This window comes from Candidatus Nitrososphaera gargensis Ga9.2 (genome assembly GCF_000303155.1).
In the GTDB taxonomy this organism is placed as follows: Archaea; Thermoproteota; Nitrososphaeria; order Nitrososphaerales; family Nitrososphaeraceae; genus Nitrososphaera; species Nitrososphaera gargensis.
The window spans coordinates 618,833-633,502 of record NC_018719.1 but is presented as its reverse complement, the minus strand read 5'-3'; the positions used below and the strand labels follow the sequence as shown (position 1 = coordinate 633,502).

The 14,670-nt window shown below is 45.4% G+C and carries 18 protein-coding genes and 1 other RNA gene; 7 read left to right on the top strand and 12 right to left on the bottom strand.

All coding sequences use genetic code 11. The annotated features are described in order from the left end of the window. Nucleotides 1-103: 103 nt before the first annotated feature. The 4 genes from NGAR_RS03795 to NGAR_RS19260 all read right to left on the bottom strand — a co-directional run bounded on the left by NGAR_RS03795 (nucleotide 104) and on the right by NGAR_RS19260 (nucleotide 2,988). Nucleotides 104-472 (bottom strand): hypothetical protein, encoded by a 369-nt coding sequence (locus NGAR_RS03795; protein WP_148680937.1) that lies wholly within the window; start codon nucleotides 470-472, stop codon nucleotides 104-106. Nucleotides 473-1,539: 1,067 nt separating this feature from the next. Next, a complete protein-coding gene (locus NGAR_RS03785) occupies nucleotides 1,540-1,914 on the bottom strand; it encodes a hypothetical protein (protein ID WP_148680935.1) in 375 nt (124 codons plus the stop codon). A 284-nt stretch (nucleotides 1,915-2,198) separates the two neighbouring features. Next, the gene (locus NGAR_RS03780; protein ID WP_015018312.1) at nucleotides 2,199-2,492 is read right to left on the bottom strand and encodes a hypothetical protein; all 294 of its coding nucleotides are present in this window, start codon (nucleotides 2,490-2,492) and stop codon (nucleotides 2,199-2,201) included. 232 nt (nucleotides 2,493-2,724) lie between these two features. Continuing rightward, complete coding sequence (locus NGAR_RS19260) at nucleotides 2,725-2,988, bottom strand: putative quinol monooxygenase (protein ID WP_015018311.1); 264 nt, start codon at nucleotides 2,986-2,988, stop codon at nucleotides 2,725-2,727. Between the two features lie 160 nt (nucleotides 2,989-3,148). On the opposite strand from NGAR_RS19260, the gene NGAR_RS03770 reads away from it, so the two are divergent. Then, nucleotides 3,149-3,892 carry a calcium-binding protein gene (locus NGAR_RS03770; RefSeq protein ID WP_015018310.1) on the top strand — a complete coding sequence of 248 codons (744 nt, stop codon included), beginning with the start codon at nucleotides 3,149-3,151 and terminating at the stop codon, nucleotides 3,890-3,892. A 295-nt stretch (nucleotides 3,893-4,187) separates the two neighbouring features. Here the strand turns inward: NGAR_RS03770 and ffs are convergent. Beyond that, nucleotides 4,188-4,502: signal recognition particle sRNA (gene ffs, locus NGAR_RS03765), an RNA gene on the bottom strand. A gap of 21 nt (nucleotides 4,503-4,523) precedes the next feature. Then, on the bottom strand, nucleotides 4,524-5,471 hold the full coding sequence (locus tag NGAR_RS03760) for a TIGR00269 family protein (protein WP_015018309.1): 948 nt from the start codon (nucleotides 5,469-5,471) through the stop codon (nucleotides 4,524-4,526). A gap of 80 nt (nucleotides 5,472-5,551) precedes the next feature. Here NGAR_RS03760 and NGAR_RS03755 point away from each other — a divergent pair, with 80 nt between their 5' ends. Next, the gene (locus NGAR_RS03755) at nucleotides 5,552-6,055 is read left to right on the top strand and encodes an Lrp/AsnC family transcriptional regulator (RefSeq protein ID WP_015018308.1); all 504 of its coding nucleotides are present in this window, start codon (nucleotides 5,552-5,554) and stop codon (nucleotides 6,053-6,055) included. Between the two features lie 2 nt (nucleotides 6,056-6,057). Here NGAR_RS03755 and NGAR_RS03750 read toward each other — a convergent pair whose 3' ends face one another. Then, nucleotides 6,058-6,273, bottom strand: coding sequence for a TFIIB-type zinc ribbon-containing protein (locus NGAR_RS03750; protein ID WP_015018307.1), 216 nt, complete (start codon nucleotides 6,271-6,273; stop codon nucleotides 6,058-6,060). 71 nt (nucleotides 6,274-6,344) lie between these two features. On the opposite strand from NGAR_RS03750, the gene NGAR_RS03745 reads away from it, so the two are divergent. Further along, nucleotides 6,345-6,548 carry a DUF167 domain-containing protein gene (locus tag NGAR_RS03745; RefSeq protein WP_228369282.1) on the top strand — a complete coding sequence of 68 codons (204 nt, stop codon included), beginning with the start codon at nucleotides 6,345-6,347 and terminating at the stop codon, nucleotides 6,546-6,548. Between the two features lie 68 nt (nucleotides 6,549-6,616). After that, nucleotides 6,617-6,892 (top strand): winged helix-turn-helix domain-containing protein, encoded by a 276-nt coding sequence (locus NGAR_RS03740; protein WP_148680932.1) that lies wholly within the window; start codon nucleotides 6,617-6,619, stop codon nucleotides 6,890-6,892. Nucleotides 6,893-7,074: 182 nt separating this feature from the next. Here the strand turns inward: NGAR_RS03740 and NGAR_RS03735 are convergent, their stop codons facing one another. The 4 genes from NGAR_RS03735 to NGAR_RS03720 form a co-directional block, all read right to left on the bottom strand. Next, a complete protein-coding gene (locus tag NGAR_RS03735; RefSeq protein ID WP_015018304.1) occupies nucleotides 7,075-9,417 on the bottom strand; it encodes an Ig-like domain-containing protein in 2,343 nt (780 codons plus the stop codon). Between the two features lie 327 nt (nucleotides 9,418-9,744). Next, nucleotides 9,745-10,026 carry a helix-turn-helix domain-containing protein gene (locus NGAR_RS03730; RefSeq protein ID WP_015018303.1) on the bottom strand — a complete coding sequence of 94 codons (282 nt, stop codon included), beginning with the start codon at nucleotides 10,024-10,026 and terminating at the stop codon, nucleotides 9,745-9,747. 447 nt (nucleotides 10,027-10,473) lie between these two features. After that, nucleotides 10,474-10,878 (bottom strand): aconitase X swivel domain-containing protein, encoded by a 405-nt coding sequence (locus NGAR_RS03725; protein ID WP_015018302.1) that lies wholly within the window; start codon nucleotides 10,876-10,878, stop codon nucleotides 10,474-10,476. Further along, on the bottom strand, nucleotides 10,878-12,026 hold the full coding sequence (locus NGAR_RS03720) for an aconitase X (protein ID WP_015018301.1): 1,149 nt from the start codon (nucleotides 12,024-12,026) through the stop codon (nucleotides 10,878-10,880). Before NGAR_RS03720 ends, NGAR_RS03725 begins: the two co-directional genes overlap by 1 nt. 169 nt (nucleotides 12,027-12,195) lie before the next feature. Here NGAR_RS03720 and NGAR_RS03715 point away from each other — a divergent pair, with 169 nt between their 5' ends. The 3 genes from NGAR_RS03715 (at nucleotide 12,196) to nth (ending at nucleotide 14,005) form a co-directional block, all read left to right on the top strand. Then, nucleotides 12,196-12,855: a transposase gene (locus tag NGAR_RS03715; protein ID WP_015018300.1), complete on the top strand. Its 660-nt coding sequence runs from the start codon at nucleotides 12,196-12,198 to the stop codon at nucleotides 12,853-12,855. Nucleotides 12,856-12,943: 88 nt separating this feature from the next. Continuing rightward, nucleotides 12,944-13,081, top strand: coding sequence for a zinc ribbon domain-containing protein (locus NGAR_RS19255; RefSeq protein ID WP_148681722.1), 138 nt, complete (start codon nucleotides 12,944-12,946; stop codon nucleotides 13,079-13,081). Between the two features lie 252 nt (nucleotides 13,082-13,333). Then, entirely contained in the window at nucleotides 13,334-14,005 is a 672-nt protein-coding gene (nth, locus tag NGAR_RS03705; protein ID WP_015018299.1) for an endonuclease III, read from the top strand. Here the strand turns inward: nth and NGAR_RS03700 are convergent. Continuing rightward, on the bottom strand, nucleotides 13,983-14,633 hold the full coding sequence (locus tag NGAR_RS03700) for a hypothetical protein (RefSeq protein WP_148680931.1): 651 nt from the start codon (nucleotides 14,631-14,633) through the stop codon (nucleotides 13,983-13,985). The two genes, nth and NGAR_RS03700, sit on opposite strands and share 23 nt — an antisense overlap. Between the last annotated feature and the right edge of the window lie 37 nt (nucleotides 14,634-14,670).

The following is a 14,670-nucleotide window of genomic DNA, read 5'->3' as shown; positions in this document are numbered from 1 at the left end:
TAGAATCTCCTATATATGACGAGCGTCTAAAATATTGTTTTTCTACATAACATAGGCTATTGGAGAGATAGGAGTTTGGTTAGCGCAAGTAAGGAGCGTCGGTTTATGCCACTTCTATTGACTTCCTAATTTGCCTAACTAATGGCTTTATCTTTTCCTCTATTATCAAATAAGCATCTGCTGATTTATCAAATGACGCTAGTACAATAGCTTCTTGCTCCAAAGTTTGTTGATTGTACAATGCAAAAGTTGCTGTTTTTACATTCTGGTATTCTGTAAATATGCAAATTGTCTTGCCTAACTTTGGCTCAAGAGTCTTTCCCATATTCATTTTGATTAATGATTGCATGATGGAAAGTTGTGATTCTTGTGAGGTCAGTAACGGAGTTAAGCCCTCTCGGTATACCGTAGCAAGTATTTCGCCATCGGAAGTGGCAGCGCCCGCAAATCGTATTGCTTTGTCTTTTTCCAATACCCTTTGACAAAGTTCGCGAAAGTTCACCAAACCTTTCATATCAAGAGAATTTAAGATATTATTATATCTTGTATTACTTTTTTATAAAAAAAGCTATAGAAAGGGAAAAATAAGTGGTAGTGTAGTAATGCTTTATAATTAGAGAACTAACTTACTGCAATGTCAAAGAGAGGCAACGCTTCTCATAATATTCATTCAATAATAATACTATCAGATAAAGGATCAACACATGCTATCTACGAAGAAATATTGAATTACCTTTCAAATGATCAAGCCGTCATCTATGCCGCAGAGCCAAATCCATCAAACAAACGTGATACAGAAAATGTCAAAGGTGAAGAGTCAGCACGCTGTCTCCAATAAAGATGTGGAATTTGAGAATTACGTTACTAGTGGTGCTTTAATTGTCATAGATAAGGATGAAGTTTACTCAGGCACAAATCAGTTCGATATTGATAAGCTACTGCGCTCATGGTATTCTCTCATTTTGAAAGCGAAAAGAAAGTCTATCAAGCATAAGAGGGTGGTGGCAATAGGCGCTCCCTCATCATTTATCCAGACCAGTAATATTAAAAAGCTGTTAGAAGGGTTGTTACTGAATTATCAATACGAATGCCATGAGTTCAATTTGTATTCGGCACGATAAAATGTTCTAGAGCAAGCTATCATGAATCTTATATTTGATTTCTCTAGATCATTATTTTGCTTGTCAAGGAGTTTGGGGATTGGGAGAACCCAAATCAAAGTACACTTGTAAAACATGCAAGGCTCTCTTCTTTTCTCTGTCTGAGGTCACATTTCACAAGGCCATGACTGGGCATCGAGAATACATTGAAGAAGAGAGAGAATAAAATCAGAGTTCAAGCCCTACTCGCCGGGCTGGTCATGGCGATCGGCAGACATTTAACCCAGCTTTCGGGCTTGGCAATGTTCAACTTAGCCTCTGCAGTAAAGCGAACAACTAACACTAAAAGAGGTTTCGCTTTTCACTAGGGCACACTGCGAGAAAGTCAGAGGATTAACATGTGTTCTTTCAACGTTCATCTTTTTGCAGCAGAACTCTGTCAAATAGGACATGTTCCAACTAGCTCTAATGTCTCTGGTCTCTTTTCGACTGGTACTACGAATATGAATGAGCTTGTAGTGCTGTCGGTTGTTTGCTCAATTGCCACGTTTAGATCATCAACAAACACTGCCAATTCATCCACAAGAATACTCTTGAATACCTGTTCTGCCAATTCCATTGGCATCGTAATAATAAGCTGGCCATCACTTACTGTCCTTAAGGAAAAAGTCATAGTCGGAGTGCTTTGATCGACTGCAATTTGAGTTATATCTTTCCTTTTTCCTCCGGAGAACGAATAGTCGATCTCAAATGTCTGATTATTTATAAATAGATCATAGGTTCCGGAACTGGAAAGAGGCGGTAACCCTGTCACAGTTATTATTCCGTCAGTTACGGAAACAGACGATAGATTTGAGGTTCCTCAAGAGAAGTTAAAGCGAAACTTCTGATAGCTAGTTGTTATATGCTTCCTCTGAAGTTCCACATACTGCATGTGGCATCCACGAGGCTTCCATAGTATTAATCGCCATTGGGTTCAATCAAGGCACCATGCCGTGCCAAGTACTCGGTTATGCCATACTTGTTCCTTATTTCAACTATAATCACAAAGGATTCTGCTTCCGGATTGTTATTGTGTACTGATATCCTTACGATTGCCTACCGCCCAACTTGCAAGCTGGTTATTTCCTCGCCAGCCATGTTATGCAAAGATGGGCCAGACATATAGTGTATGACGTCAGGGGTTGCACCGTAGGCATTATTGTTTGCCCCTATTCCGGAGAGCAAAACAAGTCCACTTGGAATCATTATAGCTAAAATCCCAAACAGAGATAGCCAATAGCCTATCTTGAGCAACCTGTTTATGTTAAAAGCAATGGTTCTTTGAACTTTATGCAAAATAGAACCTTGCATACATGACATATCTTTTTGACCATCTTTCTGCTCATTCATATTTCCGAATATAGGATCTCGCTCCAGAAGCTGCTGATGATATCAGGACTATTCTTAGCCAAGAATAATAGCCGTGTTTCTTGTTCGCAATTCTGTTCGATAAAGGGACATGAAATGCCGAACTGTCAACTGCTGAATCCAGCAAATAGGTTGTAAAACTGTGGACTAGGACTAAAACTTGTTAGCAGCTTTCGTAATTCCTTGCTGGGATTGCCATAAACGTCAAACCTGCTTATCCTAGCACACTGAAAATCTTTGGAAGTATTGTTTGCGATGCAATGCCTGTATTGTGAGCAAGTACCGCCTCTGAGTTTGCGTATGTTTCATGTACAATACACTTTGTTTCATCTCTATTAAGATAAAATTGGTAACCGATCGTATCTGGCTCGTTGGCTTTTACTAGTCTGCTCATGTCCTGTACCAGCTCCTTGTATTCTTCTATTTTCCCGTCTTCTATGGTAAATTCCGCTCTAAAATGGATCTGATCTTGCTTCATGATCTCCAATCAAATAAGCGTTATACCATCACTTCTATATCTGCAGGCATTTCATCCCAGTCAATCGAACCGCATATTCTTGTTTACTAACATAGTTAAGGTAGAAGAGACGGAATTTGATTCCGTTTTAAATAAGTACATCTGATTTGTGTGCCGCGTTATGATGCAATCGAAAATCTCATCTACGACAACAGCATTGCTTGCAGGCGCTGCTACGATAGGCGCTCTGGCATTTCTTATTTTGTTCGCACCGGCGGCAAATGTTCTTGCTGCAGGGAAATTTGGAAACAGTGGAAACAACCCAATGTCCGGAACAAACGGCGCAGACAAGATTTACGCGGAAGGCGGAAATGACAAAGTAAACTCCGGGGCTGGAAACGACAAAGTCTTTGGCGACTTGGGAAGCGATACAATACACGGGGGCGACGGCAATGACAGGCTGTACGGCCAAGGCGGAAATGATTATGTATATGGAGACGACGGCTACGACTTTGTCTTTGGCCAGCTTGGAAACGACCACGTCTACGGCGGACTGGAAGAGGACTATGTCAATGGCAAGGAAGGCGATGATGTTCTCTATGGCGGCGAAGAGAGTGATCAAATATTTGGAGAAAAGGACAACGATGGGATGTATGGGGAAGGCGGAAATGATAGGATGTATGGCGGAGGAGGAGCAGATATGGTTGACGGAGGCCCCGGGAACGACTACATAGAAGGAGGGGAAGGCAACGACAGGCTCTACGCAGGCACCGGCGCAGACACGGTCAACGGGGGAAGTCAGGACGATTACATCAGCACCATGGACGGGGATGATATTGTCTATTGCGGGCCTGGGTACGACACTGTAAACAAAAAATACTCGGACACAAAATACTATAGTTGCGAGAAATTCGGAGACCCGTAGTAGAATTGGGCTATGGGGCAGAGAAGAAGAGATGCATTTCCTTTCCTTCCTCTTTTTATCGCCTTTGTATTGTGTAGCTACTTGATTCTTTCAAACAGGCTATAAAAGAACTAATTGATTTCTAGATTGGGACCACTGGAAACACGCATGTACCTTGCACTATTTTTCATGCGTGAAATGGTGCATTGTATACACCATTTTTTAATAGAAGCACAGATAGTAAATTGTAGCATTTTTTGTGCGTAAAATGCCACACGGTGTAACATTTTTCCACTGAAAACATAATAGAAAATATGGAGGCAGCCGACCGGTACCACCGTTGGCACAAGGCCCCATTTCAGGCCCCGCAAGATCCACCACGTAGACGTGCTAGCATGGTTACGCCGCCTTAGGGTTGCTCCCTCCCGGACCTCACCCATTTCGACGATGCGCGGTCGAGACCGCGCCTTCGCGCAGTTCGCCGCTCATAACCATCCGACACGGCGTGATTTCATTTCAGCAAGGCAAGCGGGAACCTCCTGCCAGCGGATTTACCCGGCCGTTACTGATCCTGGCATAAAGCCGATTTCCAGTATGGGGTACGGCTGGCACCCCGATCCTCCCTGCCTCCGCACACTATTTTGCAGTATGCCTATATTTGCTTGTTGGATGACGATGTCAGCACGCTGACGGTCTTGCATACCGAGCAGACGTCGCCGGTAGAGTCCCGGCCGCACACCGAGCACTTTTTGCCTTGGTCGCCCGGGATGTTGCGCAGCGTCTTTGACACCTTCATCATAGAGTTGTAGGCGTTGTGCTTTATGCCCGGATGGGCCTTTTCCATCCTATTGAAAAACTCACGCAGGTCGGTACGTATGCTCTCGTTCATGTAGGGGCACTCTTCTGACTGGAATGGGATCTCGCGCTGGAGTGCATAGAATGCGATCTCGTATTCGTAGATCTCGATGAACGGCTTGACCTTCTTCATCCTGTTGTTTGCGTACTGCACCGGCTCGGGATAGATCCAGCCGATGCGCTCCACATCGCCAGCGAGCAGGTTGATCATGAATGTTTGTAATTGGTCGTCCATGTTGTGTGCAGTCGCGACGACATCCGCGCCGACGGTTTCTGCGGCGATGTCGATTGCCCGGCGGCGGAATGTGCCGCAGATCGAGCAGGATGATATCTTCTTTTCCGATGGCCTCAGCACCATAGCCTCGTCCATGTCGACCCCAAACAACGACTTGTAGCTGAGCACCTTGCTCTCTACTCCAAGCTGCGCACAAAAGTCTCTCACTATCCGAAGCGACTCATCACGGTAGCCCTTGATGCCTTCGTCGATGGTGACTGCCACCAGCTCATTGCCATTGTTTGGGTGCTGCTCAAAAAGCGCCTTTAACACGTACAGCAACGACAAACTGTCCTTGCCGCCTGACACCCCGACGGCGACCCTGTCACCGTAGCCTATCATCGAATACTTTGAAATTGTCTTTGCAGCCTTGTCCTCGATGGAGCGCATGAAGCACTTTTTGCATAGATATTCGCCAGAGTACGCCCTGTGGTATACGCTCTCTGCCTTCTGGCACTTGCTGCAAAACATACACATTGGCTAGCGCATTGCAAGGGTTATTAACCATTCGAGCATGAACCGTTATTAGATCCAAAGTTCGTACTTTTCTAGTGCCATTTCCACCGGATCTGCTACTAGACGAGATAAACCTGAAGATAATAGACATACTGAGCCGCGACGCGTCGCGGCCGTTCGTAGAGATAGCCAAAGAGCTCGAGATCTCAGACGCGACGGTGCATATGCGGGTCCGCAGGCTCATGGCCGCCGGAATTATCCGCAAGTTCACAATTGCGACTGATAACCGGCTTTTAGGTTACGACCACCTTGCCTTCATGGGCATAAACATCAAGGAAGGCTCGTCGGATGAAGTTACGGCCCTCCTGTCGCAGGTCGACGAGATACTGGAGATACATGAAATGCATGGTCGGTTCGATCTTTTACTGAAAATACGCGCAAGGAACCTCGACGAAATGAGAGACATTGTGGTGAACAAGATACGGAGGCTTCCGCAGATAACCGAAGCAGAGTTGATGACAGTCCTGAAAACGATAAAGGAAGAGCAGTCCGTATCGTTGAAAAGGGACATTTCAGACGCTACAGCGGCTGCGACATAGAGCTACTTTTGTTGCTTGTCCTTCTTTGACGACTGCCACCAATCGAGGTAGTCGTCATGATGCTTTCTTCTCGGATCGTCCCTAGATCTTTCAGCCTTGTCGCGCAGCTCGTCTATCTTTTCCCGGGAAGCAAAGAGGCCACAGCTTTTGCAGATAAAGTTCTTACTAGTAAGGTCAAATTTCAGCTCTCCTCCGCATTCAGGACAAAAGCTTGCCAATCGTGATGCTATCGCTCTTTCGCTAATAAAAGGTTTTCAAGCACACATTTCCACTATAACCGGTGCGGTACTTGGTTTTAGTCAGGTTCAGCTCTGACGACCGACTAGAGGTAAGCGATGACGAAATAGCTGTATCGATCAAGTCGCAACCAGAGCGCGGAAAGGCAAATAGGGAGCTGGTGAAAAAACTGGCTGCACATTTCGGCGTAGGGGAAGATCGGATCAGGATAGTTTCGGGCCTGACATCACGAAAAAAGGTAGTCGAAGTGCTATAAAGTTATAGAAGATTATAGCGGATTGTTTTTAAGCTGACAGCAATCGCCATTTAGACTGGGAACGGGATTTGCGCAATAGGCAGAGGGATGAGGTGATGAGAGATGTATTGCAGACGGCAATGGGCCCTGGTGCCGGCATATCAAGGATAATGTTTTCAGCCTGCCTGAGCCATTCTCAGGCAACAGCATATCTGCAACAGATGATGGAAGATGGTTTGGTGGTAAACGACATAGAGCAGGGCAAAAAGTACTACCGTACGACGCCAAAAGGCGTAGAGTACCTTGCGGCGCTCAACAGAATGTGCGAGCTGCTGCAAATGGAAACCAGAGCATCAGAAATTTAGTGTATTTTTCGGTGCATGGACTTTGGTCGTCATTCCGCTTGTCGCAGTCGGTTCGCCCGTCGAAGCGCCATGCACCGAATGACATGATGTTGCATTTTTTGCAATTAAACCTTTACTCTAGTGCGTGCTTTGCTGCAATCAATCACACCATTTACTATTTTGTATTTTTTATCTTCGTTTCTTCAAGGTTCGCAATTTGCGGCAGTCTCTATATTAAAGCACTTGTCTGTGCCGGGACCTGCGTTGCCAATATCATTGTCTGATCCGCCATCGATCAAGTCATTGCCCGCACCACTATTGATTATATCATTGCTCTCTCCACCATATAGTTGATCGTTACCACCGTGGCTGTTGATTATGTCGTTGCCAGAGCCGCCGTTAATGCGATCATTATCACCGCGGCTGTTGATTGTATCATTGCCGTTTCCTCCACATATTTCATCATTACCTCCATTACCATTTATGATATCGTTCCCACCTAATCCATCGATGACATCATTGCCCGTAGTACCCTGTATGATATCATTTCTGTTATCATTGCCAACTATAGTTGGGTTATTGCAATCAGGTGGACCCTTTATCATTATTGACACTGTAGCAATATTGCTATCTGCTCCTCTACTATCTGTTGCTTTGAATGTAAAACTGTCTGGACCAAAGTAGCTAGCGGTTGGAACATAGGTTACAGTACCTGTGGATGGATTGAACATGTTCAGATTTCCTTGAGAGGGGTTTGTTACTATTGAGTAGGCTATTGGATCACCGTCCGGGTCAGTAGCAGATAATGTAATTGAGATAGGAGTATTCTGATTGGTATCTACAGACTGATCATTCGCTACAGGTGGATGATTGCTAGGGTTAATGATTATTCTGAAACCGGTCGCTGTCTCTTCAACTACTTCTACTGCTATATTATTTGCACTATCTCTAAATATTTCTCCGGATACCCACATAGCTCCAGCATCGTTAGGATTAGTATTCGGGCTGACATCTTCATCTACAACTTGTGCTAGCCTGTCGCCTCTAGTGGTATCAACTTTGTGAATTACAATTGCGTTACTAGGTACATTATCATCAAATCCTACAAGTTTTCGTGCCTCAATAGTGTAGAAATTTGTAGTTGAGCCACCTATGGGGATCTGTGCTACCATATAGCCAGAAGTTGCAGGTAGTGCCAAGCGCTCAATGTAGACTGACTGGTCTGGAGCTGTAGTAGCAACATACCGCTGAGCACCAGAGATCCAACCTAGCGCATCCTTGTGGAAGGCAATGGTATGGACCCCAACACAGCCAAAGTTAGGATGTGCAGGTGGACAAGTAGGCCAACTACTCATTACATCCCACCTTGAATCATAAGTTGCTCCGTAGGAGCCTGAGGAATGTGGAAGACCAAAACCATGACCCATTTCATGCCCCATTACATTTGCATTACTCCACCCCCAAGTGGCCATCCAAGTCATGCTGTATGATATTACGCTTCCATCCCTATTCAAGCCGAGACTGCCACCCCAAGAGCAGCAATCAAGGTCTTGGTTGAAAGCCAATATAATACCCATGTAGTCTGGAAAGAAAACATCTGGGTCGGCAGCCGCCGTACAATCATTAGCAAGAGATACTAGGTCCGCTGAGCCTCCAGCGGGAATGTATGTTGATCGTGGATTAGGCAGGTTGTACCATCCAAAAACCTGACTTCCACCAAGATTGATGATGTCATACGATAACTCTCTCCAGTAACCGTCCAAGAAATTCATTTCATTTTGGAAGTATGTCGTCGGCTGTGGTGTCACACTCGTTGCATCTCCAAAGCGGCATAATATGACTGCCCACTTCTGAGGGCCGGAAACATGAGCACCCAGCAAATGAGAACTTGTAGGCCTATGAACGCCTACTGGCGGGGAATCCGCCAGTTCTATCGCGATGACCTTGATCGTGTTTGTTACAGGATCTAGGATACCACTAACCACAACATCTTTGCGATTAAGCTTTAGCGGTCCGCCTTGTTCTTCAGTTAGATTTTCGTCCAAATCAAGTGAATAGGATTTTCCGCTGTTATCTACTAGGTAGTACTTAGGTTCAATTGTATGATCACCTGTATCATTTGGTGCCATAAGCGGCCATATTGTGTTTAGTACACCAGTCACCTTTACCTCGGTTAAATTTTGCGAGGATGTATTGTTGCTGGCAAGATCGTGTTCATTAGCCAGTTCTATCGCGATGACCTTGATCGTGTTTGTTACAGGATCTAGGATACCACTAACCACAACATCTTTGCGATTAAGCTTTAGCGGTCCGCCTTGTTCTTCAGTTAGATTTTCGTCCAAATCAAGTGAATAGGATTTTCCGCTGTTATCTGTTAGTATGTATTGAGGCTTGTCATCATATATTATGTTAAACACGCCTGCAATCTCTACATTCGCAGGCTGTTGAGAAGAGAGGACAACTAAATTTGGTTGCGCTGTTGCTAATATAACCAACGTTGCAGAAATGAACGATATTAGTCCCAACCTATTAGCGTGGGATTTCATCTCTTAGTACTTGTATGCCGCCCTAATCTGGATTAGGAAGGAAATACCTGAACTTAGAATTTTTAATAATTCTATTAGCCGATCTGATATCAGAAAATTTGGCTGGCCTTTTCTATAATTCTTCATATGTCTTAGAGGTTTTCTGTAAAAAGTAATAACTCATAAAAACAAAGTCATGCAATCAAACAGCTATCCAAGCATGGATTGTTGACTTTTTAAACAAAGTGTATGCAGTACAATCCTTATGCTACTGCCTATATCTTGGACAGGTAGAGCTTTCCATCTTCAATTTTAAAGCCAGACTGGTTGTAGGTAAAAGCGTTGAAATCACCATCCTTTCTGTATGACAGACAGCTTTCCTCCACTTGCGGTCTTTCTTGCAGCTGCTGCGAGCTGCTTTGCTACCATCTGAAGCATCTTGGAATGGTAGTAGTATTTGCAAAGCCATGGATGCTGCTCTTTTAATTCAGTCAAGGCATAGTTCATGTCGTACTCTGACATGTTTTTGTCAAGCAAGTAGTTGTACACCCATCTGCAGCCATCCAGCGTCTGTTCTAGCACAAGCTTCTGCTCATATGTTGGATACAGGCGGAACTTGTAGTTCTGCATCGTTTTTATTCTTTTTGTATGCACTGCTACTACTATTTAACGTCTGGAGCACCTTGGTGGGAGGGGAGGAGATTCATTAACGGGAACTAGATTCATCCCACCTCTAAAGAGTGTGGGGTTTTCTTTGGTTCCCGTACTCTTCATTATGATAACAAAAGCCTACTGGCTACAGCTATGCAATTTTTCACTTCTTGATGAATCGATATAACTATATCCGTCATATGGGCTGCAAAAAGATAGCAAGCTTCCTTTGTTAGAACCGCGCAAAAATTTGTGAATTTTAACAATAACCCTTACTGTTTATTCATGTTTTAATGACCACTAAATTTAGCAAGTTGAATTAAGATTTATCAGCTTTACAATATAGTAACAGATTAACTCTGGATGAATCTTGATTGAGATGTTAAATAGAAGTTCGCATTGGAGCAAATCTTCAATATTTATGACTCATAAAACCTTTACTGTGATCCTGCCTATGTCGGCTTCGACCCTTGTGATCGAGCCCTGCTTTATCGCCGGTGCGTTCTCTGGTAGGTCAACTACCGGGATGTTGGCTATTGCACAGCCGGACGCGGTGGTGATGTCTGCCTTGGAGCACACGACGGCGCTTGGCGCAGTCCCGCACTCCCTCAATGAGTAGATTGCATACGCGCCCACGCTGCTTCCAACTGCATATGGGAATACGAGCACTGTTCCCTTGAGCGACTTGCCGTATAGATCATGCTTTGGGTCGGTTATCCTGCCGGTCTTGGTGTCGACCATTGCAAGAAAGTTGATCGGCTGCGCCGTGACAAGAGCTTGGCCTTCGCCTGACCCGCCGACAATCTTTCTGCAGTTGCTGATTATTATCATTATTTGGCGTACTCCTTTACTATCGTCTTGATGTCTTTCAGAGCGACCTTGACCTTGTTAGAGTTGCTCAGATAATAGGCGCCCTTGACGCTGTTTGACACGACTGAGTCATATTTTTCCTTTGTAACATAGGGGGTAAGGCACGTGCACGAATCGCACATGAATTCCGCACCTGCCCTTTCGAGTTTGCCAGCCAGGCCCACCTTTGCCGCCTGGTTGTGTATTGCCCTTGAGCAGAATATCATGCAGCGCTTGCTGAACTTTTTGCCTTCGGTAAGTCTGGCCAAGAGATCAAGCTCGTTCATGCCAAGCTGGGGGCTCCCAAGCGTAATGATGTCGCCGTCTTCGGCAGTGTTCAGCTCTTCCATCACCGCCTTGGCCTCTTGTTTGCCAAATGAAACCCTCTCCTTAGCCTCTCCAAGTGTGAACATGCCGCAAGAGCCCGATGTCCCAATAGCCGCGGACAGCGCCTTTGCCTCAATTGTCGAAGGCTTGGGTATACCGCTAAAGGCAACCGAGCTGTCCTTGACGGTCTTGCCTGCAAAGTAGCCCAAGAGCCCATAGTCAAGCTCGCTTTCGAATTTGAAGTCTACCTTGATGCCCACCTTAGGCTTTCTTGCCTCTTCGAGCCTGAGGTCAGAGAGCGGCGCCTTGCCAGTGACAGAGCTGGCAAGAGCAGAAAGCGCGCTTTCTTTGTTTGTCATCAAGCCTAAAAGCGAGTTTGAATACACGGCCGCGTTGCTTTCTGCAAAGCTGACAGCTGTGCCCTTGTCGGGGATGTTAAAAACTTCGTACGGCGTGCACGTAAACGATGGAGTGACGCCCATCCTTTCGTACGACTTGACTATGCTTGCCTGTTTCTCCTGAAATTTTTCAGGGATGCCTTCTGGCTTGTTCCTGTCATAGCCCATCGGGTTTACAGTTGTCCTTACGACAACCTTGGCTGTGCGACTGAACTTGTCAAGGAACTGGACGCCGGCATCGCCTATTGTGTTATAGTTGACGCCAGAAACGTGGGCCCACTTGACAGGGACGAGCTTTTTTGCGCCTGTCGCCTCGCCTATGGCAACAAGAATCCTGTATGCAGACGCAAGCGCCTCGCTGTGCTTGCCGGCAAGCGCTTCTTCCTCGTCCTTTGAAAGTTCCAATCCCGATATAGAGTCTCTGCAGAGACTATAAGAACCATTATTTTTATAAACGGTGAGAAAGCCCGCAGTCTTTGTGAAACCAGTCGCCGCCTATATTAGCTGCCGCCTATAATTGTGTCATACAAAGAGTCGAGGACTCTTGCAAAGCTAGCTAACTATCAAGGCAAAAGTGACAGACGATAACGATAGCAGAATCAAATTAGGACTTCTCAATCGCGAGTACGATAACTTCCAAGCATATATTCAAGGCAGAAAAGGTGCCAAACTATATTCTGCTACAAAGCAACAGGCTGATAGGCTGGCAGAACGAATAATTCGAAATGGCGGCAAAATCAATAGTAAAAAGCAGTATCCATTGATTCTCCGACGAGATCTGATAGACATACAAAAAGATAGCAAATTTCCAAGCGTCTACTGGATGAAGGTGCCAGTCTATCTAAAGAGCCTACATCTAAAAATACATACCGATTATAGACATGAACTAACAGAATATGATTTGAGAGAAGCCAAGGTAAATCAACAAGCAGGTAAATGGTATATTTTTCTCGGCATAGAAAAAGAAACTAAATATCCAAGGCCAGCGACAAACGTGCTTGCAATAGATTTGGGAGTACGGCACATTGCAGTGACAACGAACACCGCAAACAAAAGACCCAACCTTTATGGACAAGACTTACGCAGGATAAGAGGGTTCTACTTTAACCTACGGCGCAAGCTGGGACAGAAAAAGGTGTTCTACAAGATAAAGAGACAACTCAAACATACAGAGTTCTTGCAGGTCAATCACGAGCTGCACAAAATTTCAGAGGCAATGGTCGAAGAAGCATAGAGGACCAACGTGGTAATAGTAGCTGGAAAGCTGAAAGGAATACGAAATAGAATAAGAAATAGTAGTAGGTGAGTACGCAGGGTGATCAATAACTTTCCATACTTTAGGCTTTTATACATACATCAAATACAAAGCAGAATGGTTAGGTGTCAAAGTGATGGAGGTAAGCGGGGCTTACTCCTCTCAAATATGCCACAACTGCCATAAAGCTGCAAGAAAGACTTAAGGGTTGTTTGTGTGCAAGAACTGCGGACTGGATACAAACGCCGAATATAATGGTAGCATGAATATATCATGCAACGAGCTCTTGGCATACTGTCTGGAGCAGGGGCACATTGACTATCCCAAATGAAGAACTTCTGGTGATTGCAGATTGGAGCAAAATGATCACAGAGGAATCTCACATGCCTTAGCTGTGGGAGTAGTCAAGCAATTATATGCTCTGTACGCATAATCCTTCAAGTTGACCAGGCTCTCAATGGGCGTCATAATAAAAAAGATGGAGCAGGCACTTAACAGGGAAAAGCCGCCCCGGCTCACTGCGCTGCGCGGGCTTCAGATGGAGGAGCAGGGCGACCCGTTCAAGATACTGATAGGCACGATATTGTCTGCCCGGACAAGGGACGAAAACACTACCCGGGTGGTGAACAAGCTTTTTGCAAGGTTCAAGACGCCCCAAGACTTGGCCTCTGCAGACATTGATGAAATAAAAAAGATAATCCACAGCATCGGCTTTTACAACATCAAGGCTGAGCGCATCAAGCAGGTCTCGCAGATGCTGATCAGCAAGTTTGGTGGACGGGTGCCCTCTGATATCGATAGCCTGCTGAAGCTGCCGGGCGTGGGCAGAAAGACGGCCAATTGCGTACTTGTTTATGCATTTGACAAGCCTGCGATACCAGTCGACGTGCATGTGCACCGGATATCAAACCGGCTGGGGTTGGTCAGCACGAAAACGCCCGAGCAAACAGAGCAGGATCTGAGCAAGCTTGTCGACAGGAAGCTATGGACAAAGGTTAACGATACGTTTGTCATGTACGGGCAGAACATCTGCCTGCCTGTCAGGCCGAACTGCAAGGCGTGCGACTTGAAAAAGATGTGCAGGTATTATTCTTCTTCTAGTTCTACTACTCTGGCTTCCTCTTCTTGAATATCAGAAGGCCTATGACCAAGCCCCCAACTCCTGCCATGACCGCAGCGGGCACAAGATATAGCGGTGACTGCTCAAAGCTCCCAAACAGAATCTGAAACGAGATGTCGCCTGCAAAGGCATTAGCTGTAACCTTTTCGTCATCGTTTCCATATACTGCGATCGACCCTGCGGCAAAGCCATTTAGGTTCAGACTGTCCACGACGGTCCTCCTGCCGTTTGTGACTGACAAGCCCCCATTCTCAGAGTGAGTCACAGATACGGGGTTGTCTGCCGTCCAACCATCATTTTGGTCATATATTCTGGCATAGCCTGCTTCCGGGGTGTTGACTGCCACCCAGTATCTTGTCGAGTTGCCACCAAACATTGCAATTTCAATGTATTTTTCGCTTGGAGCCGGCTCTTGTATCTTGATGATGGTTTTTGAGTCATTGCCAGGTACATATGAGAGGTTGTTTTGTATCGTTAATATCCAGCTTGGCTGCTTGGGCTCGTCAAAGGTGTAGACGAGAGGGTTGTCTTTATCCTGGTTTGAAGCAGTATAAGGAAGCACAAAACTCTCGCTCCTATCAGACTTGATCACTTGGTAGTCCTGATCCTGCGCAAAAGCGAAGGGGGGCAGGAACAATATCAAAGCTGTGATCAGCACAAGCAGCAGATGCATA

Bases quoted from the DNA above. Each gene is read 5' to 3' on its own strand.
- NGAR_RS03725 (WP_015018302.1), bottom strand. From the start codon at position 10,878: ATGATAATAATCAGCAACTGCAGAAAGATTGTCGGCGGGTCAGGCGAA.
- nth (WP_015018299.1), top strand. From the start codon at position 13,334: ATGGGCGTCATAATAAAAAAGATGGAGCAGGCACTTAACAGGGAAAAG.
- NGAR_RS03730 (WP_015018303.1), bottom strand. From the start codon at position 10,026: ATGCAGAACTACAAGTTCCGCCTGTATCCAACATATGAGCAGAAGCTT.
- NGAR_RS03780 (WP_015018312.1), bottom strand. From the start codon at position 2,492: ATGAATGAGCAGAAAGATGGTCAAAAAGATATGTCATGTATGCAAGGT.
- NGAR_RS19260 (WP_015018311.1), bottom strand. From the start codon at position 2,988: ATGAAGCAAGATCAGATCCATTTTAGAGCGGAATTTACCATAGAAGAC.
- NGAR_RS03760 (WP_015018309.1), bottom strand. From the start codon at position 5,471: ATGTTTTGCAGCAAGTGCCAGAAGGCAGAGAGCGTATACCACAGGGCG.
- NGAR_RS03770 (WP_015018310.1), top strand. From the start codon at position 3,149: ATGATGCAATCGAAAATCTCATCTACGACAACAGCATTGCTTGCAGGC.
- NGAR_RS03735 (WP_015018304.1), bottom strand. From the start codon at position 9,417: ATGAAATCCCACGCTAATAGGTTGGGACTAATATCGTTCATTTCTGCA.